The 23,563-nt window shown below is 63.7% G+C and carries 24 protein-coding genes; 22 read left to right on the forward strand and 2 right to left on the reverse strand.

The window, feature by feature from the left end:
• Positions 1 to 25: 25 nt before the first annotated feature.
• Entirely contained in the window at positions 26 to 739 is a 714-nt protein-coding gene (locus tag B4394_RS11370; RefSeq protein WP_078315080.1) for a cutinase family protein, read from the forward strand.
• 203 nt (positions 740 to 942) lie between these two features.
• On the forward strand, positions 943 to 1,485 hold the full coding sequence (locus B4394_RS11375; RefSeq protein ID WP_078315081.1) for a TetR/AcrR family transcriptional regulator: 543 nt from the start codon (positions 943 to 945) through the stop codon (positions 1,483 to 1,485).
• A 35-nt stretch (positions 1,486 to 1,520) separates the two neighbouring features.
• On the opposite strand, the gene B4394_RS11380 is transcribed toward B4394_RS11375, so the two are convergent.
• Together B4394_RS11380 and B4394_RS11385 are read right to left on the reverse strand one after the other, a co-directional pair.
• Positions 1,521 to 2,654, reverse strand: coding sequence for an alpha/beta hydrolase family protein (locus tag B4394_RS11380; protein WP_078315082.1), 1,134 nt, complete (start codon positions 2,652 to 2,654; stop codon positions 1,521 to 1,523).
• Between the two features lie 376 nt (positions 2,655 to 3,030).
• Positions 3,031 to 3,915 carry an LLM class flavin-dependent oxidoreductase gene (locus tag B4394_RS11385; protein WP_078315083.1) on the reverse strand — a complete coding sequence of 295 codons (885 nt, stop codon included), beginning with the start codon at positions 3,913 to 3,915 and terminating at the stop codon, positions 3,031 to 3,033.
• A 35-nt stretch (positions 3,916 to 3,950) separates the two neighbouring features.
• Between B4394_RS11385 and B4394_RS11390 the strand changes: the two genes are divergently transcribed.
• The 20 genes from B4394_RS11390 (at position 3,951) to B4394_RS11485 (ending at position 23,559) form a co-directional block, all read left to right on the forward strand.
• Positions 3,951 to 4,997 carry an alpha/beta hydrolase gene (locus B4394_RS11390; RefSeq protein WP_078315084.1) on the forward strand — a complete coding sequence of 349 codons (1,047 nt, stop codon included), beginning with the start codon at positions 3,951 to 3,953 and terminating at the stop codon, positions 4,995 to 4,997.
• Between the two features lie 23 nt (positions 4,998 to 5,020).
• On the forward strand, positions 5,021 to 5,794 hold the full coding sequence (locus tag B4394_RS11395) for a DsbA family protein (RefSeq protein WP_078315085.1): 774 nt from the start codon (positions 5,021 to 5,023) through the stop codon (positions 5,792 to 5,794).
• Positions 5,791 to 6,360 carry a vitamin K epoxide reductase family protein gene (locus B4394_RS11400; RefSeq protein WP_078308951.1) on the forward strand — a complete coding sequence of 190 codons (570 nt, stop codon included), beginning with the start codon at positions 5,791 to 5,793 and terminating at the stop codon, positions 6,358 to 6,360. Before B4394_RS11395 ends, B4394_RS11400 begins: the two co-directional genes overlap by 4 nt.
• Before the next feature lie 61 nt (positions 6,361 to 6,421).
• A complete protein-coding gene (locus tag B4394_RS11405; protein ID WP_078315086.1) occupies positions 6,422 to 9,808 on the forward strand; it encodes a pyruvate carboxylase in 3,387 nt (1,128 codons plus the stop codon).
• A complete protein-coding gene (rsmD, locus tag B4394_RS11410) occupies positions 9,805 to 10,350 on the forward strand; it encodes a 16S rRNA (guanine(966)-N(2))-methyltransferase RsmD (RefSeq protein ID WP_078315087.1) in 546 nt (181 codons plus the stop codon). The genes B4394_RS11405 and rsmD overlap by 4 nt, the downstream gene beginning before the upstream one ends.
• A 53-nt stretch (positions 10,351 to 10,403) precedes the next feature.
• The gene (locus tag B4394_RS11415) at positions 10,404 to 11,306 is read left to right on the forward strand and encodes a dienelactone hydrolase family protein (protein ID WP_078315088.1); all 903 of its coding nucleotides are present in this window, start codon (positions 10,404 to 10,406) and stop codon (positions 11,304 to 11,306) included.
• A gap of 39 nt (positions 11,307 to 11,345) precedes the next feature.
• Complete coding sequence (locus B4394_RS11420) at positions 11,346 to 11,867, forward strand: hypothetical protein (RefSeq protein ID WP_078308955.1); 522 nt, start codon at positions 11,346 to 11,348, stop codon at positions 11,865 to 11,867.
• 284 nt (positions 11,868 to 12,151) lie between these two features.
• Entirely contained in the window at positions 12,152 to 13,225 is a 1,074-nt protein-coding gene (locus B4394_RS11425; protein WP_078315103.1) for an oxygenase MpaB family protein, read from the forward strand.
• Between the two features lie 108 nt (positions 13,226 to 13,333).
• On the forward strand, positions 13,334 to 14,245 hold the full coding sequence (locus B4394_RS11430; RefSeq protein WP_078315104.1) for a DUF4253 domain-containing protein: 912 nt from the start codon (positions 13,334 to 13,336) through the stop codon (positions 14,243 to 14,245).
• A 57-nt stretch (positions 14,246 to 14,302) separates the two neighbouring features.
• Positions 14,303 to 14,761 carry a lipoprotein LpqH gene (locus B4394_RS11435; RefSeq protein WP_078315089.1) on the forward strand — a complete coding sequence of 153 codons (459 nt, stop codon included), beginning with the start codon at positions 14,303 to 14,305 and terminating at the stop codon, positions 14,759 to 14,761.
• An 85-nt stretch (positions 14,762 to 14,846) separates the two neighbouring features.
• Positions 14,847 to 15,407 (forward strand): HdeD family acid-resistance protein, encoded by a 561-nt coding sequence (locus B4394_RS11440; protein WP_078308956.1) that lies wholly within the window; start codon positions 14,847 to 14,849, stop codon positions 15,405 to 15,407.
• Positions 15,404 to 15,889 (forward strand): pantetheine-phosphate adenylyltransferase, encoded by a 486-nt coding sequence (gene coaD / locus B4394_RS11445; RefSeq protein WP_078287506.1) that lies wholly within the window; start codon positions 15,404 to 15,406, stop codon positions 15,887 to 15,889. Before B4394_RS11440 ends, coaD begins: the two co-directional genes overlap by 4 nt.
• Before the next feature lie 106 nt (positions 15,890 to 15,995).
• Positions 15,996 to 16,733, forward strand: coding sequence for a cell division protein SepIVA (gene sepIVA, locus B4394_RS11450; RefSeq protein WP_078309031.1), 738 nt, complete (start codon positions 15,996 to 15,998; stop codon positions 16,731 to 16,733).
• A gap of 10 nt (positions 16,734 to 16,743) precedes the next feature.
• A complete protein-coding gene (locus B4394_RS11455; protein ID WP_139360123.1) occupies positions 16,744 to 17,280 on the forward strand; it encodes a YceD family protein in 537 nt (178 codons plus the stop codon).
• Positions 17,281 to 17,309: 29 nt separating this feature from the next.
• Positions 17,310 to 18,053, forward strand: coding sequence for a ribonuclease III (gene rnc / locus B4394_RS11460; protein ID WP_217697768.1), 744 nt, complete (start codon positions 17,310 to 17,312; stop codon positions 18,051 to 18,053).
• A complete protein-coding gene (gene mutM, locus B4394_RS11465; protein ID WP_078315092.1) occupies positions 18,046 to 18,900 on the forward strand; it encodes a bifunctional DNA-formamidopyrimidine glycosylase/DNA-(apurinic or apyrimidinic site) lyase in 855 nt (284 codons plus the stop codon). The genes rnc and mutM overlap by 8 nt, the downstream gene beginning before the upstream one ends.
• Before the next feature lie 160 nt (positions 18,901 to 19,060).
• Positions 19,061 to 19,159, forward strand: coding sequence for a K(+)-transporting ATPase subunit F (gene kdpF / locus B4394_RS11470; RefSeq protein WP_078308960.1), 99 nt, complete (start codon positions 19,061 to 19,063; stop codon positions 19,157 to 19,159).
• A gap of 2 nt (positions 19,160 to 19,161) precedes the next feature.
• Complete coding sequence (kdpA, locus tag B4394_RS11475) at positions 19,162 to 20,880, forward strand: potassium-transporting ATPase subunit KdpA (protein WP_078315093.1); 1,719 nt, start codon at positions 19,162 to 19,164, stop codon at positions 20,878 to 20,880.
• Complete coding sequence (gene kdpB / locus B4394_RS11480) at positions 20,877 to 22,952, forward strand: potassium-transporting ATPase subunit KdpB (protein WP_078315094.1); 2,076 nt, start codon at positions 20,877 to 20,879, stop codon at positions 22,950 to 22,952. The genes kdpA and kdpB overlap by 4 nt, the downstream gene beginning before the upstream one ends.
• A gap of 4 nt (positions 22,953 to 22,956) precedes the next feature.
• Positions 22,957 to 23,559, forward strand: coding sequence for a potassium-transporting ATPase subunit C (locus B4394_RS11485; RefSeq protein ID WP_078315105.1), 603 nt, complete (start codon positions 22,957 to 22,959; stop codon positions 23,557 to 23,559).
• Positions 23,560 to 23,563 lie beyond the last annotated feature (4 nt).

Raw genomic sequence — 23,563 nt, forward strand, 5'->3', positions numbered from 1 at the left:
AAGCCCGAACAGGTGGTGGTCGTTAATGAAGAGAGTTCGGTGGGGCTGGTTACTTGCCATTGTGGTCATGTGCGCCCTGATTAGTTCGCCCGTCGGCATACCGTCAGCAGCTGCTGCCGCATGTCCCGATGTGGAGATCGTGTTCGCGCGAGGCACTTTCGAGCCTCCGGGTGTCGGCGGCACCGGAGAGGCATTCGTCAGCGCGCTGCGTGCGCGTACCAAGGGCAAGTCGGTGGAGGTCTATCCCGTCGAATATCCCGCATCCCTAGCCTTTGCGACCGCGGCTGACGGCGTCATCGACGCCAGCAACCGGGTTAAGGATGTTGCGGCGCGATGCCCCAACACCAAGATCGTGCTGGGTGGTTTCTCGCAGGGTGCGGCAGTGGTGGCCTATACCACCGCGGACGCGGTGCCCCCGGGCTTCGAGCTGCCGGAGGGGATCACCGGGCCGATGCCACCTGAGGTGGCAGACCACGTCGCGGCGGTGGCGCTGTTCGGCAAGCCGTCCACCGGATTCCTGCAACGCATCGACAACACGGCCCCGCCGATCAACATCGGGCACCTCTACGCGGACAAGACGGTCGATATGTGCAACCCGGAGGATCCGATTTGCTCCCCGGATGGCAACGACAACACCGCGCACGGCTCGTACGGAGACAACGGGATGACCAACCAGGCCGCCGACTTCGCCGCGCGGGAAATCAACTCACCCACGGAATCGGTCAGCGCATCTCGATGAGTTCGATCGTCGCCTCGATCACCGCGATATCGGACACCACTGGTACGAGGATCGATTAACCCATCGAGCCCGGACTAGCTCGGCTCCCTCGTCGTTCGGTCGTGGCTGAGTTCCGCGTCAGCGCACCAAATCGACCCTGCCGAATATGAGACGATTATGTCGCATATGAGATACCGCTATTCGCGGAGCAACCGGGAGGGCCAATGGCTGTGAGTCGTGACAGCTTGTTGCATGCGGCGGCTGTCTTCTTGGGTAGACAGCCGGCGGCGACGATGGACGAGATCGCGGCGGCGGTGGGAGTGAGTCGCGCGACGCTTCATCGACATTTTGTGGGCCGAGCCGCATTGATAGAAGCACTGACCATGCTGGCGGTGAGCAATATGGAGTCGGCGTTGGCCGGAGCGCGGTTGACCGAGGACTCGGCGACCGATGCCCTGGCGCGGCTGGTTGGGGCGTGTGAGCCGATAGCAGACCAACTCGTTCTCATATATACCCAGTATCAGAATCTGGACCTTCCGCAGACTCTTGAAGGCTTTTCAGGTGTTGAGGGGCAGATCACCGCGTTGTTCGCGCGAGGGCAAAAAAGCGGCCAGTTCCGTACCGATTTGACGGCGGTGTGGCTTACCGAAGCCTTCTTCAGCCTGGTCACCGGCGCGGCCTGGGCTATTCAGACGGGAAGGGTTGCCCGCCGAGACTTTTCCCACATGATCGCCAGTCTGATGCTGCATGGGGTGGACACTCCCTGAGGCGTCAGCGGGCGTTACTGGCTGTGCCGCCCTGTTTAGCGTTGTGGGCAGGTTTGCGGTGCCGGCAGACCGCCATGGGCTGCGAGAAACCGTTGTTGTTCACAGAAAGAATCGTAGAGGGGTTGTATGTGGCCCTGTCCGGGTAAGACGAGGTCCTCAATTTCTGATCCTTGTTGGCGGAGACTGTCGATAAGTTTGAGCGTGCCAGCCGTAGGGACGATAGTGTCGGCGTCCCCGGTAATGATTAATACAGGGCCATTAGTAGGTCCGTTGTCCGGGTTTCCATATATTCTCAGGCGTTGGCTTAGTTCTGCAATTGTTCGAGAATCATGGAGAAAGATGTCAGCTCCAGGCAGGCTTCTTGTGTTATTCAGCAGGTCCGCCAGGCACGTATTGTTTCGCACCTCGTCCACGATTTTCTGTCCTTGTGGCGACAAAATCTCTTGCAGATGTATGTTTTGATCCGCAGCGGCAGCGCCGATTAACACAAAGAGGTCCAGGGCTGGAGCGAATGGGTCAGTGTCAGTCCCGTCGATCACCGCCTGAAGTGCACTCTCTGCCGAGTTGCCTGGACCAATCGCGATGACGGCCTTAAGACCGCTGGGCCGCTGGCCCTTGGCGCCTGCACGTGTGGCAGACAGTGCTGCCGCCCCACCTTGCGAATGTCCGATGACGAACCAATTCTCGGATAAATGGGGGTTAATTTGGCGGACGGACGGGACGATATCGGCCACCGCATTACCCTGGTCGATGGCACCCATGTACGTGTGATCGCCCGGGGTGCCTAAACCGATATAGTCGGTGGCCGCGACCGCGTAGCCTGCATTCAATAGTGACTTCACGTACTCCCCGTTAAATTCGCCACCCATTGTCGGGGAGTGGGAGGGGGCGCAGCGGTCCGCAATACCCACTGTTCCGTGCGCCCAGGAAATCAGTGGCCAGCCTCCGGCGGGTACCTCTCCGTGTGGAATCAGCAAAACTCCACTGACAACAACATCCTGCCCCCGTGAATTCACTGAGCGATACAGAAGGGTTGTCCGACTCGACGCTCCCAAACCCACGTCCGCGCCCTGGTCGGCCGAGGCAATCAAATCGCCACGATTGCCGTCCGGCAAGCGGGAGGGCACGTCGTAAGTGCCCTGAGAATCCGTAGTCACCTGAAAATTCATGTGCGTGCGCTCCGGTGATGATTGAGGCGAGGAGCACCCGATCAAAGCCCCCCCGGCCAAGATCACCACTCCGGCAACAGCGCCGCATCTCCGGTCAAAACTCCTGGACACCACAACCACTCCTTAAACGGGCGTGACCCGCCCACGCATGCGCCATAGTCGACTCAAATGATACATCATTGTCTCAATGGCGAGGGTTCCTCGCTGCACCGCACACTTCGCAGAAAAAGTCCTATGCCTCGCGGACACGTTCCTCAGGCTGCATCTGAATCACCGCCTGCTCGAGGCGCTTTCGCCTCTGTGGCCCGGCTCGCCACCCATTGTGCGGCGGGGGGAATCGCCCGGAGCGCGGGAGCTCAACTCACCAGAGAATCGGTTAGCGCGTCCGGATGAGTTCGATCGTCGCCTCGATCACCGCGATATCGGACGCCCCTGGTACGAGGATGAATTCATCGAGCCCGGCCTCCTCAGCTCCATCGAGGGTCCGGCGCAGCGCGTCGGCATCGAAGTTGGTCAACGTCTTCGGGACGTTCTCGGCTATCTGAGGTCCGAAGATCGCAAGGTAGTCGCTGGTGAACTGCTTGAGTTCGGACTCCGCGGCGGGAATCCCCAGCGTGTAGAAGCACCCGCTCGAGAGCAGCGGCGGCTCGCTATGGCCGGCCTCTTGCCATGCCGCACGCGCGGCCGCGGCTGAGTAGGCAAGCTCGGCGGGCGCCCCGGAAACGCTGAAACCGGTGATGCCGTCGGCCCATTGTGCCGCGCGGGCCAGCGATTTCGGGCCGATCGCGGCGGCGACGATGGGGGGTCCGCCGGCCTGCACCGGCGGGGGACCCACTGGGTCGGCGCCCTCGAACGGAGCCTCGCCCCGCCAGAGCCGCCGCAGCTCGGCCACCTGGTCATCGAGACGCTGGTGGCGTCGGTCGAAGGACGCGTCCAACGATCGGTAGTCGTGTTCTCGGCCGCCCACACCCACACCCAGGGTGAACCGGCCCTCGGACAGTACATCCAGCGTCGCGGCTTGTTTCGCGACCAAAGGCACCGGATGCGCCGGCAGCACAGAGACATTCGCGAGTATTCGGATGCGTTCGGTGACGGCCGCCGCTGCCGCGAGCGTCACCCACATCTCCTGGTTGTGATACGAAATCCGCTCACCGGAGGAGATCGTGGAGAACCCTCCCTCCTCGGCGAGGCGGGCCCAGGTGATCGTCGACTCGCGGGTGTACTCCCGGCACATGAAGGGCAGGGCAATGCCGATATCCATACCGGCAGCCTAGGAGTACTCGCTACGGTTACGGCGTGAGCCTTCTACGCGACCTCGCCCTGCGTGTCAGCACCGCCGCGACACCGCACATTCCCCTCGCGATTCGACGAGCCATGGCCGGTCGTCAGGTGATCATCGACGGCAACATCCTCGACCCGTCGACTCAGCTGCTGCTGCGCGGAATGGAGCTGATGGGGGAGGGTGAGATCACCAAGGGCGAGGACGTCGAGGAGAGTCGCGCCAACATCCGCAAGCAGTCGGCGCTGCTGTCGTTCAGCACCCCCGTCGGGCAGGTGCGCAACTTCTCCATTCCCGGCCCCGCCGGGCCCATCCCGGTCCGGCATTACCGGCCGGTGGTCGAGAACACCGGTGCCGTGCTGGTGTTCTTCCACGGCGGTGGGTGGGTGATCGGCGATCTGGAGACGCATGATCAGGCCTGCCGCCAGACCTGCCGTGATGCGGGTGTGCCGGTGCTGTCCGTGGACTATCGACTGGCCCCTGAACATCCGGCACCCGCGGCGGCCGAGGACTGTCTGGCTGCCTATCTCTGGGCTGTTGAGCACGCCGGTGAACTCGGCGCCACGCCCGACAGGGTCGCGGTGGGTGGAGACAGCGCCGGCGGCAACCTCGCCGCCGTCGTCTCTCAGCAGGCGCGTGACACCGGTGCACAGCTGCCGCTTCTGCAGTTCCTGATCTATCCGGCCGTCGACTTCACCGTGCGGCGGCCGTCCCGCGATCTCTTCGCCGAGGGCTTCTTCCTCACCAAGGCGGCCATGGACATGTTCGAAGGTCACTATCTCGGCGGGTCCGATGTCGACAAGTCCGACCCCCAAGTGTCACCGATTCTGGCCGCGGACCTGTCCGGATTGCCTCCGGCGCTCATCACGACCGCCGGCTTCGACCCGCTGCGCGATGAGGGCAACGAGTATGCGGAGAAGCTGCGGGCCGCCGGAGTGCCGGTGGACCTGCGGGTACAGGGTTCGCTGATTCACGGCTTCTACAACATGGCCCGGCTGCGCGGTGCACCGGCGGCGGCCGTGGACGAGCTGACCTCGGCACTGCGCGCACACCTGTCTCGCTAATTTCTGCCCGGTAGGCTGTGCGCGTGGCCAAACCGAAGCAACCCCCTAGCTACGACCTCAAGAAGTCGGAGCAGCGCCGAAGCCAGCTGATCCAAATCGCGCTCACGGCGATCGTCGTGTTGTTCGCCGCCGGGCTGGTGGGTTTCATCGTCGTCAAGAACAAGAAAGACCCGGGGCCCCCCGCACCGCCCGCGGGCGAGGTCAAGGCGATTGAGGTGGTCACGCCGGGGCCGGCCAAGCTCATCACAAAAGAGGGAACCACCGACCCCAAGGTCGTGCTGACTCTGATCGAGGATCCGATCTGCCCGGCGTGCGCCATGTTCGAGCAGGAATTCGGGCCCACCGTCAAGAAGCTCATTGATACCGGCGCGGTACGTGCCGACTACAACATGGTCGGGATCCTGGATGTGCCCCGGCTCAAACGCGACTATTCGTCGCGGGCTTCGGCGGCGGCCTACTGCGTGGCCGACCAGTCCGACGAGTTGTTCCTCAAGTTCCACTCCGTGCTCTATGACCCGAACAAGCAGCCCGATGAGGTCAACGCCAAGACCTGGCACGACGACAAGTGGTTGATCGATCAGGCCAAGGCAGTGGGCGCGTCCGACGCGGTGTCCAAGTGCATCAAGGACAAGAAGTACATCAACATGGTCAAGGAGCTCGGTCCGAAGCTCAATATCCAGGCCACACCGACCATCCGGATCAACGGCAAGGACTGGGAACTCGGGCGGGACACCACCCCGGCCGATCTGGTCAAGGCCGTCACGGACATCACCGGGCCTGTTCCGGGCCTGCAGTGACGATCCGCCCCGCGACCGCCTGGTACGTCCTCGTCGCCGGGGTGGCGGGGCTGGCCGCGGCGCTGGCCCTGACCATCGAGAAGATCGAGATCCTGCTCGACCCGACATACGTTCCGTCCTGCAGCCTGAACCCGATCATTTCCTGCGGTTCGGTGATGACGACCGAGCAGGCCTCGGCCTTCGGGTTCCCCAACTCGCTCATCGGCATCGTGGCGTTCACGGTGGTGCTGGTGACGGGGGTGCTAGCGGTCGCCAAAGTGGAGCTGCCGCGCTGGTACTGGGGCGGTCTGGCCATCGGGAGCCTGCTGGGGGCGGTCTTCGTCCACTGGTTGATGTTCCAGAGTCTGTACCGGATCGGTGCGCTGTGCCCGTACTGCATGGTGGTGTGGACGGTCACGATTCCGCTGCTGGTAGTCAGTGCGTCGATTGCCTTGCGGCCATTGGGATCTCATCGCTGGGCGAGGGTTCTCTACCAATGGCGATGGTCGCTGGTGGCTTTCTGGTACGCCGCGGTGATTCTGGCGATTGTCGAGCGATTCTGGGATTACTGGATCACACTCGTCTGAGCCGAATTGTGAAGTTCAGCGGACGCGCGTTCGCTGAATCCTCACGGTACGGTCTGTGACTATGTTCTCGAAGGTTCTTGTCGCCAATCGCGGTGAAATCGCGATCCGGGCATTTCGTGCCGCCTACGAACTAGGTGCCGCGACCGTCGCTGTCTACCCGTATGAAGATCGCAACTCGGGTCATCGGCTGAAGGCCGATGAGGCGTACCAGATTGGCGAGAAGGGGCATCCGGTCCGCGCCTACCTGTCGGTCTCCGAGGTGGTCAATGCGGCCAAGAACGCCGGCGCCGATGCGATCTATCCCGGTTACGGATTCCTGTCGGAGAATCCCGACCTGGCCGCGGCATGCGCGAGGGCGGGCATCACCTTTGTGGGACCGCCCGCTGACGTCCTGGAGCTGACGGGTAACAAGGCCCGCGCGATCGCGGCTGCGCGTGAGGCGGGGCTGCCGGTGCTGGCGTCCTCGCAGCCGTCGGCCTCGGTCGAGGAGCTGCTGACAGCGTCCGAGTCGATGGAGTTTCCGGTGTTCGTCAAGGCGGTCGCCGGTGGCGGTGGCCGCGGCATGCGCCGGGTCGCCGAGCGCGAGCAGCTGCGTGAGGCGATCGAGGCGGCCAGTCGGGAGGCGGAGTCGGCATTCGGAGACCCAACGGTCTTTTTGGAGCAGGCCGTCATCAACCCACGGCATATCGAGGTGCAGATCCTCGCGGACACCGCGGGCAACGTCATCCACCTCTACGAGCGCGACTGTAGTGTGCAGCGGCGCCACCAGAAGGTTATCGAGCTAGCTCCCGCGCCCAATCTTCCGGCCGAGCTGCGTGAGCAGATCTGTTCGGACGCTGTCGCTTTCGCGCGTCACATCGGGTACAGCTGCGCAGGCACCGTCGAGTTCCTACTCGATGAGCGCGGTAATCACGTCTTCATCGAGATGAATCCCCGGATCCAGGTGGAGCACACGGTGACCGAGGAGATCACCGATGTGGACCTGGTGGCGAGCCAACTGCGCATCGCCTCCGGCGAGACACTGGACGATCTTGGCCTGCGCCAGGACACGTTGGCGCCGCCGCGGGGGTTCGCCCTGCAATGCCGGATCACCACCGAGGACCCGGCCAACGGTTTCCGCCCCGATACCGGCCGCATCACCGCCTACCGCAGCCCGGGGGGCGCGGGTATTCGCCTGGACGGCGGGACGACGCTGGGTGCCGAGGTGGGCGCCCACTTCGATTCGATGCTGGTGAAGCTCACCTGCCGCGGGCGGGATTTCCAGACCGCGGTGGCGCGAGCCCGCCGCGCAGTCGCGGAGTTCCGCATTCGTGGTGTCGCCACGAATATCCCGTTCCTCCAGGCGGTTCTGGATGACCCGGACTTTCGGTCGGGGCATGTCACGACCTCATTCATCGAGGAACGCCCGCAGCTGCTGACGGCTCGATCCTCGGCGGATCGCGGCACGAAGATCCTGAACTACCTGGCCGATGTCACGGTCAACAAGCCGCACGGGGCCAAGCCCTCGAAGGTGTACCCGCATGACAAATTGCCGTCGGTCGATCTGTCGGCACCACCGCCGGACGGGTCACGCCAGCGGCTGTTGGCCCTGGGGCCCGAGGGATTCGCGAAGGCGCTGCGGGAGCAGAAGGCAGTCGGTCTGACCGACACCACCTTCCGCGACGCGCACCAGTCGCTGTTGGCCACCCGAGTGCGTACCACCGGCCTGCTCGCGGTCGCGCCATACGTGGCGCGGCTTACTCCCGAGCTGCTCTCGATCGAGGCGTGGGGCGGCGCGACTTACGATGTGGCGCTTCGTTTCTTGAAGGAAGACCCGTGGGAGCGGCTTGCCGAACTGCGTGAGGCCGTCCCGAACATCTGCCTGCAGATGTTGCTGCGTGGCCGAAACACGGTGGGCTACACACCGTATCCGGAGACGGTGACCAAGGCATTTATTCGCGAGGCGACCGCCACCGGGGTAGACATCTACCGAATCTTCGATGCGCTCAACAACATAGAGGCGATGCGCCCGGCCATCGACGCCGTGCGTGAGGTCGGCGGTTCGATCGCCGAGGTCGCCATGTGCTACACCGGCGACCTGTCCAACCCCGGCGAAAACCTGTACACCCTGGACTACTACCTCAAGCTTGCCGAGCAGATCGTCGATGCGGGTGCACACGTGCTGGCGATCAAGGACATGGCGGGTCTGTTGCGTCCGCCCGCGGCAGCGACACTGGTGACGGCGCTGCGGTCTCGATTCGACTTACCGGTGCACGTGCACACCCATGACACCGCGGGTGGTCAGCTGGCGACCTATCTGGCGGCCTGGCAGGCCGGGGCCGATGCGGTGGACGGCGCTGCGGCACCCATGGCGGGAACCACCAGCCAGCCGTCGTTGTCGGCGATCGTGGCAGCGGCCGCGCACAGCGAATACGACACCGGAGTGTCCCTGACCGCGGTGTGCGATTTGGAGCCGTACTGGGAGGCGCTGCGAAAGGTGTACGCCCCCTTCGAATCAGGGCTCCCGTCACCGACAGGCCGGGTGTACACGCACGAAATTCCCGGTGGTCAGCTGTCGAACCTGCGCCAGCAGGCCATCGCATTAGGCCTGGGGGATCAGTTCGAGGAGATCGAGGCACGATACGCCGCCGCGGACCGGATGCTCGGACGTCTGGTCAAGGTGACCCCGTCCTCGAAGGTGGTCGGCGACCTGGCCCTGGCATTGGTGGGTACCGGTGTGAGTGCCGACGAATTTGCCTCGGATCCTGGACGTTTCGATATTCCGGAGTCGGTGATTGGATTCCTGCGTGGGGAGCTGGGCGATCCGCCCGGCGGCTGGCCCGAGCCGTTCCGAACCCGCGCACTCGAAGGTCGCGGTCCCGCCCGTGCGGAGGTTGAACTCACGGCCGCTGACGACGCTCAACTTGATGGCGACAGCGCGACCCGGCGGGCAGCGTTGAACCGGCTGTTGTTCCCCGGACCGACCAAGGAGTTCCTGGCCCACCGCGAGCAGTACGGTGACACGTCACGGCTTTCGGCCAACCAGTTCTTCTATGGTCTGCGGTACGGGGAGGAACACCGCGTCAAGCTGGAGAAGGGCGTCGAGCTGCTTATCGGGATCGAGGCGATCTCCGATGCCGACGAGCGCGGTATGCGGACCGTCATGTGCATCCTCAACGGTCAGCTGCGCCCCGTGCAGGTGCGTGACCGGAGCATCGACAGCGCGGTGGCCAGTGCTGAGAAGGCCGATCGGGGCAACGCCGATCATGTGCCTGCGCCCTTCGCGGGTGTGGTGACGCTCAATGTGGTGTCGGGCCAGGAGGTTACGGCGGGGGAGACCATTGGCACCATCGAGGCCATGAAGATGGAGGCCTCCATCACCGCGCCCAAGGCGGGAACCGTCGCACGGGTGGCGTTGACCGAGACCTCTCAGGTCGAGGGTGGGGATCTGCTGGTGGTGATCAGCTGACCCGGATCATCGCCGGCTCCGCGGGCGGACGCCGGATCGCGGTGCCGCCGAAGGGAACCCGGCCCACCACGGATCGGGTGCGGGAAGCGCTGTTCAGCATGCTGGAGGCGCGCCTGGACTTCGACGGGATCGCGGTCCTCGATCTGTTCGCAGGCTCCGGCGCGCTGGGCCTGGAGGCGCTGTCACGCGGTGCGGAACACGTGACGTTCGTGGAGTCGAACGCCGCCGCGTCAAAGGTGATCTCGGCCAATATCGCGACGGTGGGGCTGCCCGGCACCGAGCTGCGGCAGTCCCCGGTATCGAACTTCCTGTGGACATCGCCCAACCGTGCTTACGACCTGGTCCTTGCTGATCCGCCGTATTCGGTTTCTGCCGAGGAGGTTTCGGCGCTGTTGTCCCGCCTGACCGATCATTGGGTCAACGACGAGGCTTTTGTGGTGCTGGAGCGTGACGCGTCGGGGCCCGAGGCGGTGTGGCCGGATGGCTGGGAGGTGACCTCCCGCAAGTACGGGGGAACGCGGTTAGAACTGGGATCTCTGTAACCGTCCAGGTAATCCACAGCGCGCGTTCACCTATCGGGCGCACACTTCTGCCCATGACCCCGCTGCAGCGGTATATCGCCGAAGAGATCGCTACTGACCATGTCGAGGGACTGCTGACGCGCCGCGAGGCCATGCGTCGGCTGGCGCTCCTGGGCGTCGGCACCGCCGCCGCCGGCGCGCTCATCGCGGCTTGTGGCAGCGACAACAAACCTGACAACAAGCCCGTCACCGCTTCGACATCGGCGTCCACTCCGCCGCCCCCGGGTAAGGACAAGACGGTCGCGACGGAGCCGATTACCTGGAGTGGGCCCCGCGGCACGCTCCAGGGGGCATGGGCGCCGGCAGCCCAGCCGCGCGGCTCGGTGTTGGTTATCCATGAGAACAAGGGCCTCAATGATTGGGTTGGTTCCGTCGCGGGACGGCTTGCGGGCGTCGGATATTCGTCGCTTGCCATTGACCTGCTGTCGGAGGAGGGCGGCACGTCGACGTTCAAGGACCCGGCCGAGGCGACAGGGGCGCTGGGCAAGGTCTCGCCGGAACGCTTCGTCGCAGATCTGAAGTCCAGTGTGGACGAGATGCTGCGGCGCGTCCCCGACAAGCCCGCCGGCGCGGTGGGGTTCTGCTTCGGGGGCGGCCTGATTTGGCAGCTCTTGGCGTCGGGGGAGCCCAGGCTTACAGCAGCTGCCCCCTTCTACGGTCCGCTTCCTGACGATCCGGACTTCTCGCGGTCGAAGGCGGCGGTCCTCGCTTTCTACGGTGAGCTCGACAAGCGGGTCACCTCATCGAAGGACCAGGCCGCGGCGGCGTTGCAGCGGGCCGGGCTGGTTCACGAAATCGTCGTCGAACCGGGGGCCGACCACGCTTTCTTCAACGACAGCGGCCCGCGCTACAACCCCGGTGCGGCGGCGGATGCCTGGCAGCGCCTCACCGCATGGTTCAGTCAGCACCTCGGCTAAATGGGGCTTAGGCTGCTGGTCATGTGGTGTAAAGCGGTAGTGCTGGCCGTGGCCTCTGGCGCGATGTCGGTTGCTGCTGCCGGTCTCGCGCTGGCCGATGATGGGGATGCCCCGGCGCCTCCCGCGCCGTCGTCACCCGTGGCGAATCTCTTGCCGGGAGGTGCGAAGACGGCGGTGGGTCCTTCGGTGGCCAGCGATGCGCTCTCGGCAGGGCTGCCGGCACCGGTCGCCGGCCTGGGGGCGCCGGGTGGTCCGCTCTCAGCGGAAGGGCCGTTGCTATCTCCCAGTGGCCCGCTATCGGCCAACGGACCCTTGACCGCGGCGGGTGGTCCGCTGGCGGCTGACGGTCCCGTGCTCTCACCGACCAGCCCGGTATCGCCGGTCAACGAGATATGCGGATCCGGTTCGCTGCTCAAGTCCGTCACCGATAGGTTCTCGGGCGTCATCCCCGAGAGCACGCTCGCATCGATGCAAAACCAGCACCCCGTCGGCACTGACAAGTGCCCCGCGACTGTTCCGCCGGACGATCAGGCCCAGGCCGCCGATCAACCGGGAAGTTAGTCGCTCAGCTAATCTGCACCCCAATCCCAACAGGGGCGCGATCCGCGCCATTGCCGACCATTCTGATTCCTCATCGAGGCGCTTGATTCGGTCTGCGCCGAAACCATCCGTACTTCCCTTGATTTTGGGTGGCGCCGGGAGCATCATCAGCTTTCTGATGTGAAATGAGTCACAGTCAAAATAGCGGTGGCCGTGTGATGGGGCTGAGGTTAACCAGGTAACGGGTATCGGCAACGCAAGGAGTTGACGTGGTAGTCCGGGGCATCAAGGCATTTAAGAAAATCATGCAGACTACGTTTGATCCAGAGCTGGTGATCCCGGAAGACGTCAGAGTGACAGAATTTACCGGCGATAACAGTTTGTCGCGGAAAGATCTTCTTCAGCATCCGATTCCTGCTGGTTCCCTGATATGGAAATACTGGGGAGCTCTTGACGTGATGTATTTCGGCAGCGGGGTGTTGGGTCCCATTGCGGGGGCCTGGCCGCAGATGGGGAGAGCGACGGCGGGTTCTGTTCTTTTCAACGGTGACAGTTCTTTTGGCGCACGCGCCGAGATATATAAGAAACGGCGCCAGAGATCCCGCGAGTACATTTATGGCTCGGTATACGACGCACCGGAAGAGGCCAAGAAATACGGACTGAAGACTCGGAATATGCACAAGTCCGTCAAAGGCACACTGCAGAACGGTACGTTCCATGCTTTGAATGCGGAAACCTTCTATTTCGCGCATGTGACCTTCTTTTATCACCATTTGATAGTGGTTGTCGAGCGGCTGCATTTCGATGGGGCGATGCCACGGGCGGTGAAAGAGCAGATCTTTGAGGAATCGAAGGAGTGGTACAGCATCTGGGGGGTGGACGATAGCCCTCAGCCCAATACGTATGACGATTTCGAGCGGTACCTAGAAAACATCGAGCGTAACCACTTGGTGAGCTCACAGGTGACTCAGCTCATGCTCGAGCAATTCATGGAGCGCCGTCTGGCGCCGCGGTGGTGGCCTTCGGTCATGAAGAAGTTTGTGTGGCCCTGGCTGGTGGGGCGGCGGCAAGTTGTTGTCAGTAGTTATCCGCCTCATGTGCGGGAGCTGTTCCATTTGGAGTGGACTTCCGAGGACGAGGAGATGCTGCGCCGCTTTATGGGCATGTATCGGCGGTTCTACGCGGTTCTTGAGCGTCTGCTCCCGCTGAAGTTTTTCTACTTGCCAATCGCGGTGAGAGGTTTTGAGCGGGAAGGTATCGATCCACGCAACATCACTCTGGAGTCCGCACAGCAAGCACTCCGGGAAAGTCGAACCCGCCGTGCCGCGCGAGAAAACGCATCAATAGATGAGGCCAGCGGGGTGGTGGCTTCCGGCTAGCAAGGTTGCTGGGCCGACGGTTTGGCCCTGGCCGTAGATCGACCGGCCGGTTTATCGCTCAGCTAATCTGGGTGCGTGGGGTCAAAAGGGTGGATATCACTGAGCGCAATCGTTGCCGTCCTCGTGCTCGGGCTGTCGTACCTGTTCGGTCAGGCGTATTGGAGTACGCGTGCGATTGAGGGAAATCCCGAACCCGCACATGATCTGCCCGCCTACGCCGAATTTCTGGTGCCGGTGCATGCCGAGCGTGCGGGTCAGCTGCCTCGTCCCGAGAGCGCCGCTAAGTGGAGCGTGGACGGTATCAAGCTGCCCGAAGGACATCTGATCGTCAGCCCGACGGGCCGTTCGCTCGCCTGGGTGAGCAATGTCGCGGTGGTCGACATCCAGTCGCTCTGGTTGCGGTTGGCGGGCCGCTTCGATCGTACGGGGCTGTGGCCCTTGGCATCTCGTGGTTTGAGTGGAAACCTGAGTCGACCATGGTCGGATCCCGATGACCTCCGGCACCTCACCGACCCCGTCGATGTCGGTGCCGTCGACGCGAAATCCTTTCTTGCCAAAGAGGTCTCATCGGACAACTCCGACCCTGAGGCTGCGGCCGTGGATGTGCCGGTCGCGCCTATCACGCTGGAGCAGCGCACTCAGCCGCCCCAGCGTGCGCTGCCGGTGACCGCCGATCACCTGGAGCGGGGCTCGCTGCTGATGTTGGTGCCTACGACACGTCCGGCCGACGCGCTCAATGCCCTGGGCTGGACTCACGGTGTGAATTACGACATTTCCGAGGCGGAGCTGTCCGCCGTTCTTCGGTCGTGGGAAGACCGGTTTGGGGCGGTGCTGACGACGGTGGACTTCGACGCCATCGACGTGGAGGTGACGCGTCCGCCGGGCGCCGATCTTTCGGTGCCGGTTGGCTACGAGCACTACGGGTTTTGCCCCGACAACATCGATCAGGGCGCGGGCACCCTGAGCGCCTATGCCCGGCAGATCAGTGGTGCGCGAACCTGGAAGTTTTGGTGGGATTAGTGCAGTGGCCGAATTAGTCTGGATCGGATCATCGGCTGGGGTGGACGGGAGACGCGCATGCGTTACGGCAGCATAGTGATGGTGGGTGGCGCCTTGTCGGCCGTCGTAGGTCTTGTCGGCTGTTCGTCGGGCGGAGGCTTGCGGCACGACTCGCCGGTGTCGACCACAGCAAGAAGCGTCCAAGCGGCCGGACCACGTGTTGTCGTCGACGGTGTCCTGAGATCGGTTGAAAATCGGGTCGAGTGTGTTACCGCGGCCGATATGACCTTCGTGAATATCGGTAGCGATAGTGAGGCGATTGCCGCGACGCTGGCAGCGGGCGATAGTCCAACGCTGAAGAGTCTGACCCTGGGCGTCATCGATGGCCACCCGGTGATGTACAACTCGGGGCATGGTGCGACCGAGCCGACGGTGACCAAGTCCGGGCAGTCCTACAAGATTGTCGGCACCGCAACGGCCGGCCTGAGCACGCCCGCGACCTTCGAGCTTGAGTTCACCTGCCCGGTCAGGAGATAACAGAATCATGGTGAGTCTGTAACGCACTGCACGAATCGCCGCCGATAAGTACCCGCGGCCGTTCCCGAGGAAATACCCTTGGGACATGACTACAAGTGTCGGGCAGGACCTCGTCAAGCACCTCTGGAAAACAGCGGTGGTATCAGGAGTTTTGGCGGTAATCGTTGGGGCCGTGGTGTTGATATGGCCCCAAGTCACTGTGCTCGTCGCCGCATACGCCTTCGGCGCCTATCTATTGATATCCGGTATCGCTCAGGTCGTCTTCGCCTTCACGCTGCCGGTGTCATCCGCCGGCATGCGGGTGCTGTTGTTTCTCACCGGTGCGATTTCGTTCGTCCTCGGCGTGCTGTGCTTCAAAGATGAGCTGAATTCGATTCTGTTGCTGGCCATCTGGATCGGCGTCGGCTGGATCGCCCAGGGCATCGCGGGCACCATCACGGCCATCGGCGACAAGGACCTCCCCGGGCGTGGCTGGCAGATCTTCAGCGGGATCATCTCGACGATCGCGGGCATCGTGCTCATCGTCTATCCGATCAGCTCGATCGTCACCCTTACCCTCGTCGTCGGTATCTGGCTCATCGTGATCGGTGTGCTGCAAATCGGAAGCGGCATCGGCATTCGCTCGGCCACTAAATCGTCCGCATGACGGGAGCTGTCTGCCCCGGCTCGTTCGATCCGGTAACCCTCGGGCATCTGGATGTCTTCGAACGAGCCGCGGCGCAGTTCGATGAGGTCATCGTCGCGGTATTGGTCAACCCCAACAAAGCGGGCATGTTCACCATCGACGAGCGCATCGAGATGATCCGCGAGGCCGCTGCCGACCTGCCCAATCTGCGCGTCGAGTCGGGGCAGGGTCTGCTGGTGGACTTCGTCAGGGAGCGCGGTTTCAATGCGATCGTCAAGGGGCTGCGCACCGGCACCGACTTCGAGTACGAGCTCCAGATGGCCCAGATGAACAAGCACATCGCGGGGGTGGACACCTTCTTTGTCGCTACCGCCCCCGCATATTCGTTCGTCTCGTCCTCGCTTGCCAAGGAGGTGGCGACGTACGGGGGAGATGTCTCGGCGTTGCTACCCCCTGCTGTTCATCAACGACTTCTCGGGAAACTGCATGGCCAGGCACAATAGAAAAGAGGCCGCGCAGAAATAGCCGACACACCGGTCAGCTAGCACGGTCACAGCAGTCACACCAGGCACACTGGTAACAGTGGAAACTCGCGTGAAGGGTGTAGCCGTGTACCGAGTATTTGAAGCGCTCGACGAACTGGGCGCCATTGTGGAAGAAGCGCGCGGCGTTCCGATGACCGCCGGATGCGTCGTGCCCCGCGGCGACGTCCTGGAACTCATTGACGACATCAAGGACGCCATTCCCGGCGAGCTCGATGACGCGCAGGACGTCCTCGACGCGCGCGATTCGTTGCTGCGCGAGGCCAAGGAGCATCACGAGACGGTGATCGGCAAGTCGAACGCCGATGCCGAGCAGACGCTCAGCCACGCCCGCAACGAGGCCGACCGGCTGCTGGCCGACGCCAAGGCACAGGCTGATCGCATGGTTGCCGAGGCGCGCAATCACGCCGAGCAGACCGTCGGTGAGGCGCGCGAAGAGGCAGCCCGCACGATGGCCAACGCCAAGCGCGAACAGGAGAGCACTGTCGCCCGCGCCAAGGCGGAGGCGGATCGCCTGGTCGATTCCGGTAATGCGTCGTACGACAAGGCCGTGCAGGAGGGCATCAAGGAGCAGCAGCGCCTGGTGGCTCAGACCGAGGTCGTGCAGGCGGCCAACGCCGAGTCCACTCGCCTGATCGACGCGGCCCATGCCGAAGCCGACCGGTTGCGTGGTGAATGCGATATCTACGTCGACAACAAACTGGCGGAGTTCGAGGACTACCTCAACGGCACGCTGCGCTCGGTGGGCCGTGGGCGTCACCAGCTGCGTACCGGCGCTGGCACGCACGACTACGTGCAGCGTTAATATTAGGTTTATGCCGGGACCTTTTGTTCTTGACGTCCTGGCCCTCGGGCTGGGGCGGCGCCCTGGGTCGATGCAGGAGATCGAGCGCACCGTTGCGAGCCCGGTGCGCATCGGCAACGACCTGATCGCGATTCCCGAGGGCGCGGACGTGGATATGGATCTGCGGGTGGAGTCGGTTTCGGAGGGCGTTCTCGTCACCGGAACGATCGCCGGCGATCTCGCTGGAGAATGTGCACGCTGCCTGGGGCCGGTGACCGGCCATGCAGATGCGTACCTCACCGAACTGTTCGCATACCCGGACAGCAAGACCGAGGCGACCACCGACGAAGAAGACATACACCGGGTCGTCGACGGACTCGTCGACCTCGAACAGACCATCGTCGATGCCATCGTGCCCGACCTGGAGCTGACGCCGGTGTGTCGGCCCGATTGTCCCGGGCTGTGCCCGGATTGCGGAATCGCTTTGGTCACAGCCGAACCCGACCATCATCACGACAAGATTGACCCGCGGTGGGCGAAGCTCGCCAACTTCGGTGACGACCAGTGAGTGCTGCCCCAGCAGATCGATACGACGATCTGCGTGCCGCGATTGGTGTGCGGGTCGGTGACGATCTACTCACTCTGGCGCTCACGCACCGAAGCTATGCCTACGAGAACGGTGGCCTGCCCACCAACGAAAGGCTGGAGTTCCTCGGGGATGCCGTTCTTGGACTGACGATTACCGAGACGCTCTACCACAGCCACCCGGACCGCCCGGAGGGCGATTTGGCGAAGCTGCGTGCCAGCATCGTCAACACCCAGGCGCTCGCCGGAGTGGCGCGTGGCCTGACCGACGACGGCCTGGGCGCGCATTTGTTTCTCGGTAAGGGTGAGGAGAACACCGGCGGTCGCGACAAGTCCAGCATTCTTGCCGACGGCATGGAGTCGATTCTCGGTGCGGTCTACGTGGAGTACGGGTTGGAGATCGCCCGCAAGGTCGTACTGCAGTTATTCGGCCAGCTCCTGGAGGCCGCGCCCAAGCTTGGCGCCGGCCTGGACTGGAAGACCAGCCTGCAGGAACTAACCGCGGAAAAGGGTTGGGGCGCACCGTCGTATGTGGTCACCTCGACCGGACCCGACCATGACAAGGAATTCACCGCGACCGTGATGGTCAACGAGACCGCGCACGGTGTGGGTGTCGGCCGGTCTAAGAAGGAGGCCGAACAACGGGCCGCCTCGGAGGCGTGGAACGGCATCAATAGCGATGAGCCTCTCGAGGGAAGCGCCGAGGGCGCCGATGAGCCTCTTAGGGGAAGAGCAGAGGGCGCGGAGAGTGCCTGAGCTTCCCGAGGTGGAGGTGGTCCGCCGCGGGCTGCACCATCACCTTGTCGGCAAGACTATCGCTTCGGCGTCTGTGCACCACGATCGGGCCGTGCGCCGACAGCCTGGAGGTGCCGTCGAATTGACCGGACTGCTTGCCGGACAGCAGATCAGCGGTACCGGTCGCCGGGGCAAGTATCTGTGGCTCACGCTGGGTGAGGGACAGGCACTGGTGGTCCATCTGGGGATGAGCGGCCAAATGCTCATCGGACCCATCTCCAGGCCACAGCATTTGCGCATCGCCGCGATGCTCGACGACGGATCGGTGCTGAGCTTCGTCGATCAGCGCACCTTCGGCGGCTGGATGGTGACCGATGTCGTCACCGTGGACGGGAACGAACTCCCTGAGCCGGTCGCGCATATCGCGCGCGACCCACTCGATGAACGGTTCGACGTATCTGCTGTGGTTACCCGGCTACGCGGTAAGCACACCGAGATCAAGCGTGCGCTGCTGGACCAGACCGTGGTGTCCGGTGTCGGGAACATCTACGCCGACGAGGCACTCTGGCAGGCGCGCGTACATGGCCGCCGCCTCACCGACGGCATGACCCGCGCCAAGCTCACCGAGGTACTCGACAGTGCGGCGGGCGTCATGCGTTTGGCGCTCGCGCAGGGAGGCACGTCGTTCGACGATCTATACGTGAATGTGAACGGTGAATCCGGTTACTTCGAACGCTCTTTGGAGGCATACGGGCGCGAAGGTGAGCCGTGCCGCCGCTGTGGTCGAGCCATGCGCCGGGAGGCTTTCATGAACCGGTCGTCGTTCTTCTGCCCGAGTTGTCAACGGCTGGTTGAAGCCCGTAAATAGCGCGTCAAGAGCCCCGACGGGCCCGTCAGGGACGCGTAAAGAACGCAGGTAGTGCCCTTATCGGGGACCATGATTCCTGCGTGGTTGATTTCTGGTACCTGGTCCTGACGGTCGTGGGCTTCGCGTTGTGCGTAGCCGTCGTACGTGGATTGCAGGCGCGATGACCGTTGATGTCATTACCAACATTGTGCTGATTGTCTTGTCGGCCGCACTCGTCGTGTATCTGGTGGTCGCACTGCTCGACCCGGAAAGGTTCTAACGGTGAATTCCGCTCTGGCGGCCGGTCTTCAGATCGGTTTCGTCATCTTGGTGCTCGCCATCGGTTATGTCCCGTTGGGGGACTACATGGCGCGCGTCTTCACAGGTCCTCATTCTCTTCGCGCAAGCGGATCATCGACCGTCAAGCACTCGCTCGTCGAGCGTCTCATCTACCGCACGGGACGGGTTGATCCGGACACCGAGCAGACCTGGGTGGGCTATACCCTGTCACTGCTGGGCTTCTCGTTCGCGAGCGTGATCTTCCTCTATCTGCTGCAACGCATCCAGGGGGTCTTGCCCCTCTCGGGTGACCTGGGCGCGGTGAGCCCAGCGGTGGCCTTCAATACCGCCGTCTCGTTCGTCACGAACACCAACTGGCAGTCGTACACACCCGAGAGCACCATGACCAACCTGACGCAGATGGTCGGGCTTGCCGTGCAGAACTTCGTGTCCGCCGCGGTGGGGCTCGCGGTCGCGGTCGCATTGATCCGTGGCATCGTGCGGACATCGGCCGGGGGAGAGCTCGGCAACTTCTGGGTCGATCTGGTGCGGGCAAGCCTGCGGATCCTGCTACCGATTTCCTTCGTTGTCGCGCTGATCTTATTGTCGCAGGGCACCATTCAATCCCTGTACACACACTTCACCGCCACCGGGCTGGACGGTACCGCGCAGCACATCGCCCTGGCTCCGGTCGCCTCGCAGGAGGCCATCAAGGAGGTCGGCACCAATGGTGGCGGTATTCTGGCAGCCAACTCCGCGCACCCCTTCGAGAACCCGACACCGCTGAGCAATATCGTCGAGATCCTCGCCATCCTCCTTGTCCCGGTCTGCCTGACCCGCACCTACTCGACGATGGTGGGTGACAAGCGCCAGGGTCTGACCGTCCTGTCGGTGATGGCCACCCTCTTCGGCGGCATGCTGGCCTTCGTCACCTGGGCGGAGTCCAGCCCGCGTGGTATCGCGGCGCAGGCGGCCGGCGCCATGATGGAGGGCAAGGAAGTCAGATTCGGCATCCCCACCAGCAGTTTGTTCGCGGTGGCGACCACCGGAACCTCCACGGGTGCAGTCGATGCCGCACACGACAGTTTCACCGCCGCCGGCGGTGGCGCCCTCATCCTGAACATGCTGTTTGGCGAGATCGCGCCCGGCGGTGTCGGAACCGGCCTGTACGGCATCCTGGTGCTGGCCATCATCGCGGTGTTCGTCGGTGGCCTGTTGGTAGGCCGCACACCGGAATTCCTGGGCAAGAAGATCGGTCGACGCCAGATCACCATGGCCGCACTGTCCGTGCTCGTCATGCCGGCGCTCGTGCTCATCGGCACGGGTATCTCGGTGGCCCTGTCGACGACGCCCGGATATCAAGGCAACAGCGGTGATCCGGGCACCCCGCAGTCCATTCACGGCTTTTCCGAGGTGTTGTATGCCTATGCCTCGGCCGCCAACAACAACGGTAGCGCCTTCGGTGGCCTCACGGTGACCAGCCACTGGTTCCAGGCCTCGCTCGGTGTGGCGATGTTGTTGGGCCGATTCCTGCCCATCATCTTCACACTGGCGCTGGCCGGATCGCTTGCCACTCAGCAGAGGACGCCGGTATCGGCCGGAACCCTGCACACCCACGGCCCCATGTTCGCCGGATTGCACACCGGCACAGTTCTCTTGGTGGCCGCTCTCACCTTCTTCCCGGCGCTGGCGCTGGGACCGATCGCCGAGGCAGTCCTGTGAGTAAGACCGTAGTCAGCACCGGAGTCTTCGACCCCACCCAGTTGGTCAAGGCGCTACCGCTTGCCGTACGCAAGCTCGATCCCCGGCACATGGCCCGCAATCCGGTGATGTTCGTGGTGTCCGTCGGGTCGGTGGCCACCACCGTGCTCGCCGTCCTCCATCCGTCGATCTTCGCTTGGGCCATCACCGCCTGGCTGTGGTTCACGGTGGTGTTCGCGAACCTGGCCGAGGCCGTTGCCGAGGGGCGCGGGAAAGCGCAGGCGGCGAGCCTGCGAGAGGTCAAGCGCGACACCGTGGCCCGCAAGTTGGTGGGAGACGGCAACGGTAACGAGATCGAGGAGGAGGTGTCGGGCAGCTCGCTGCGACCGGGGGACCGGGTCGTGGTCGAGGCCGGGCAGGTCATCCCCGGCGACGGCGACGTGGTGGAAGGCATCGCCACCGTCGACGAGTCGGCCATCACCGGTGAGTCAGCGCCCGTGGTACGGGAATCCGGTGGCGACCGATGTGCCGTCACCGGCGGCACTACGGTGCTGTCGGACCGGGTTATCGTGCAGATCACCGCGGCGCCGGGTGAGTCCTTCGTCGACCGGATGATCGCACTGGTCGAAGGCGCCTCGCGCCAGAAGACTCCGAACGAGATCGCGCTCAACATCCTGCTGGCCTCGCTCACCATCATCTTCCTGCTGGCGGTCGTCGCATTGGGTCCGATGGGCAACTACGGTGGGGAACAACAAGATCCGATCAAGCTCATCGCATTGCTCGTCTGCCTGATTCCCACCACCATCGGCGCCCTGATGTCGGCGATCGGCATCGCCGGCATGGACCGGCTGGTGCAACACAACGTCCTGGCCAAGTCGGGCCGCGCGGTGGAAGCCGCCGGCGATATCGACGTCCTCCTGATGGACAAGACGGGCACCATCACCTTCGGTAATCGTCAGGCTACCGAATTCATTGTCGCACCAGGTATTTCGCATGACACCCTGGCTCAGGCGGCGCGGGCGTCCAGTCTCGCCGACGAGACCCCCGAGGGCCGCAGCATTGTGGAACTGGCCGCCGGGGCGAGCGATGCGGCGGGGGAACGAAGTGGTGAGGGTTCGATTGAGGGCGATTTCGTGGCCTTCACCGCGGCCACCAGGATGAGTGGGTTAGATACCGTCGAGGGCAGGCAGATCCGCAAGGGTGCCTCCGATGCGGTGTTCACCTGGGTGGCCAGCCTTTCCGGCGTCCAGGAAGACGACCCAGTGGTGGTCGCGGTCCGAAAGTCCGCCGACCACGTGGCCGGTGAGGGCGGCACGCCGCTGGTGGTCGCCGACCATGACAGCACGGGCACCCGCCTGCTGGGCGTGATTCGGCTCTCCGATGTGGTGAAGCCCGGTATGGCCGAACGGTTCGCCCAGATGCGAGCCATGGGTATCCGCACCATCATGGTGACCGGTGATAACCCCTTGACCGCCAAGCAGATCGCCGCCGAGGCCGGTGTCGACGACTTCGTCGCCGAGGCCACCCCGGAAGACAAGCTGGAGCTGCTGCGTAAGGAACAGAGGGCCGGACGCCTCGTCGCGATGACCGGTGACGGTACCAACGACGCTCCAGCGCTGGCACAAGCGGACGTGGGCGTGGCCATGAACACCGGCACATCGGCGGCCAAGGAAGCCGGGAACATGGTGGACCTCGATTCCGACCCCACCAAGCTCATCGACGTGGTGGCCATCGGCAAGCAGCTGCTGATCACCCGGGGCGCGTTGACCACCTTCTCGCTGGCCAACGACCTCGCGAAGTACTTCGCGATCCTGCCCGCGCTGTTCAGTGGCATCTACCCGCAACTGAATTCGCTGAACATCATGCGGCTGGCCACTCCGCAATCGGCGATTCTCTCGGCGGTCATCTTCAACGCCCTGGTGATCATCGCGTTGGTTCCTTTGGCACTCAAAGGTGTCCGCTATCGACCGGTGGGCGCCGGGGAGCTGCTGCGGCGAAACCTGTTGATTTACGGCCTCGGTGGCGTGATCGTTCCCTTTGTGGGGATCTGGCTGATCGATCTGGTCGTGCGTTTCCTACCGGGAATTGGGTGATCTCGTGAACAAGATTGTGATCGCGTGGCTGCGTCAGAGTGTGGCGGGCCTGGTCGTGCTGCTGGGCCTGACTGTGGTCCTGGGTATCGCCTACCCGGCCACGGTATGGGTGTTCGGCCGCATCGACTCGGCGGCCGCCGAAGGCTCGCCACTGGAGGACCGTAACGGCTGTGTCGTGGGATCTTCGCTCATCGGAGTGGATCCGCAAGCGGCACCGGGCGCTACTGACCCCTATTTTCATACCCGTACCAGCGGCGATCCCGCAGCGGGGTTGCCCTCGAACCAGGGCCCCAACAGTGAGAAGCTGAAGACAGATATCGAGGGGCGTCGCGCGACCATCGCCTCACGCGAGAGCGTCGATCCCACACGGATTCCCGCCGACGCGGTGACCGGATCGGGGTCGAGTCTGGACCCCGATATCAGCCCGGAGTACGCCGCGCTGCAGATACCACGGGTCGCGGCGGCGACCGGGCTGAGCCAGGCCCGGGTGAAAGAGCTCGTGGATGCGCACACGTCGTCACGGCAATGGGGCATTCTGGGAGGGCCGCGGGTTAACGTGCCCACGCTGAACGTGGCACTGGGCCTCACCGGCCCGCCCTGCCGATGAAGGA

The organism is Mycobacterium sp. D16Q16 (genome assembly GCF_002013745.1).
GTDB lineage: Bacteria > Actinomycetota > Actinomycetes > Mycobacteriales > Mycobacteriaceae > Mycobacterium.

What these genes read in the sequence shown, in the direction of transcription:
- B4394_RS11370 (WP_078315080.1), top strand. Translation starts at nt 26, where the DNA reads ATGAAGAGAGTTCGGTGGGGCTGGTTACTTGCCATTGTGGTCATGTGC.
- B4394_RS11375 (WP_078315081.1), top strand. Translation starts at nt 943, where the DNA reads ATGGCTGTGAGTCGTGACAGCTTGTTGCATGCGGCGGCTGTCTTCTTG.
- B4394_RS11380 (WP_078315082.1), bottom strand. Translation starts at nt 2,654, where the DNA reads ATGAATTTTCAGGTGACTACGGATTCTCAGGGCACTTACGACGTGCCC.
- B4394_RS11385 (WP_078315083.1), bottom strand. Translation starts at nt 3,915, where the DNA reads ATGGATATCGGCATTGCCCTGCCCTTCATGTGCCGGGAGTACACCCGC.
- B4394_RS11405 (WP_078315086.1), top strand. Translation starts at nt 6,422, where the DNA reads ATGTTCTCGAAGGTTCTTGTCGCCAATCGCGGTGAAATCGCGATCCGG.
- B4394_RS11415 (WP_078315088.1), top strand. Translation starts at nt 10,404, where the DNA reads ATGACCCCGCTGCAGCGGTATATCGCCGAAGAGATCGCTACTGACCAT.
- B4394_RS11425 (WP_078315103.1), top strand. Translation starts at nt 12,152, where the DNA reads ATGCAGACTACGTTTGATCCAGAGCTGGTGATCCCGGAAGACGTCAGA.
- B4394_RS11435 (WP_078315089.1), top strand. Translation starts at nt 14,303, where the DNA reads ATGCGTTACGGCAGCATAGTGATGGTGGGTGGCGCCTTGTCGGCCGTC.
- B4394_RS11440 (WP_078308956.1), top strand. Translation starts at nt 14,847, where the DNA reads ATGACTACAAGTGTCGGGCAGGACCTCGTCAAGCACCTCTGGAAAACA.
- coaD (WP_078287506.1), top strand. Translation starts at nt 15,404, where the DNA reads ATGACGGGAGCTGTCTGCCCCGGCTCGTTCGATCCGGTAACCCTCGGG.
- B4394_RS11455 (WP_139360123.1), top strand. Translation starts at nt 16,744, where the DNA reads ATGCCGGGACCTTTTGTTCTTGACGTCCTGGCCCTCGGGCTGGGGCGG.
- kdpF (WP_078308960.1), top strand. Translation starts at nt 19,061, where the DNA reads ATGACCGTTGATGTCATTACCAACATTGTGCTGATTGTCTTGTCGGCC.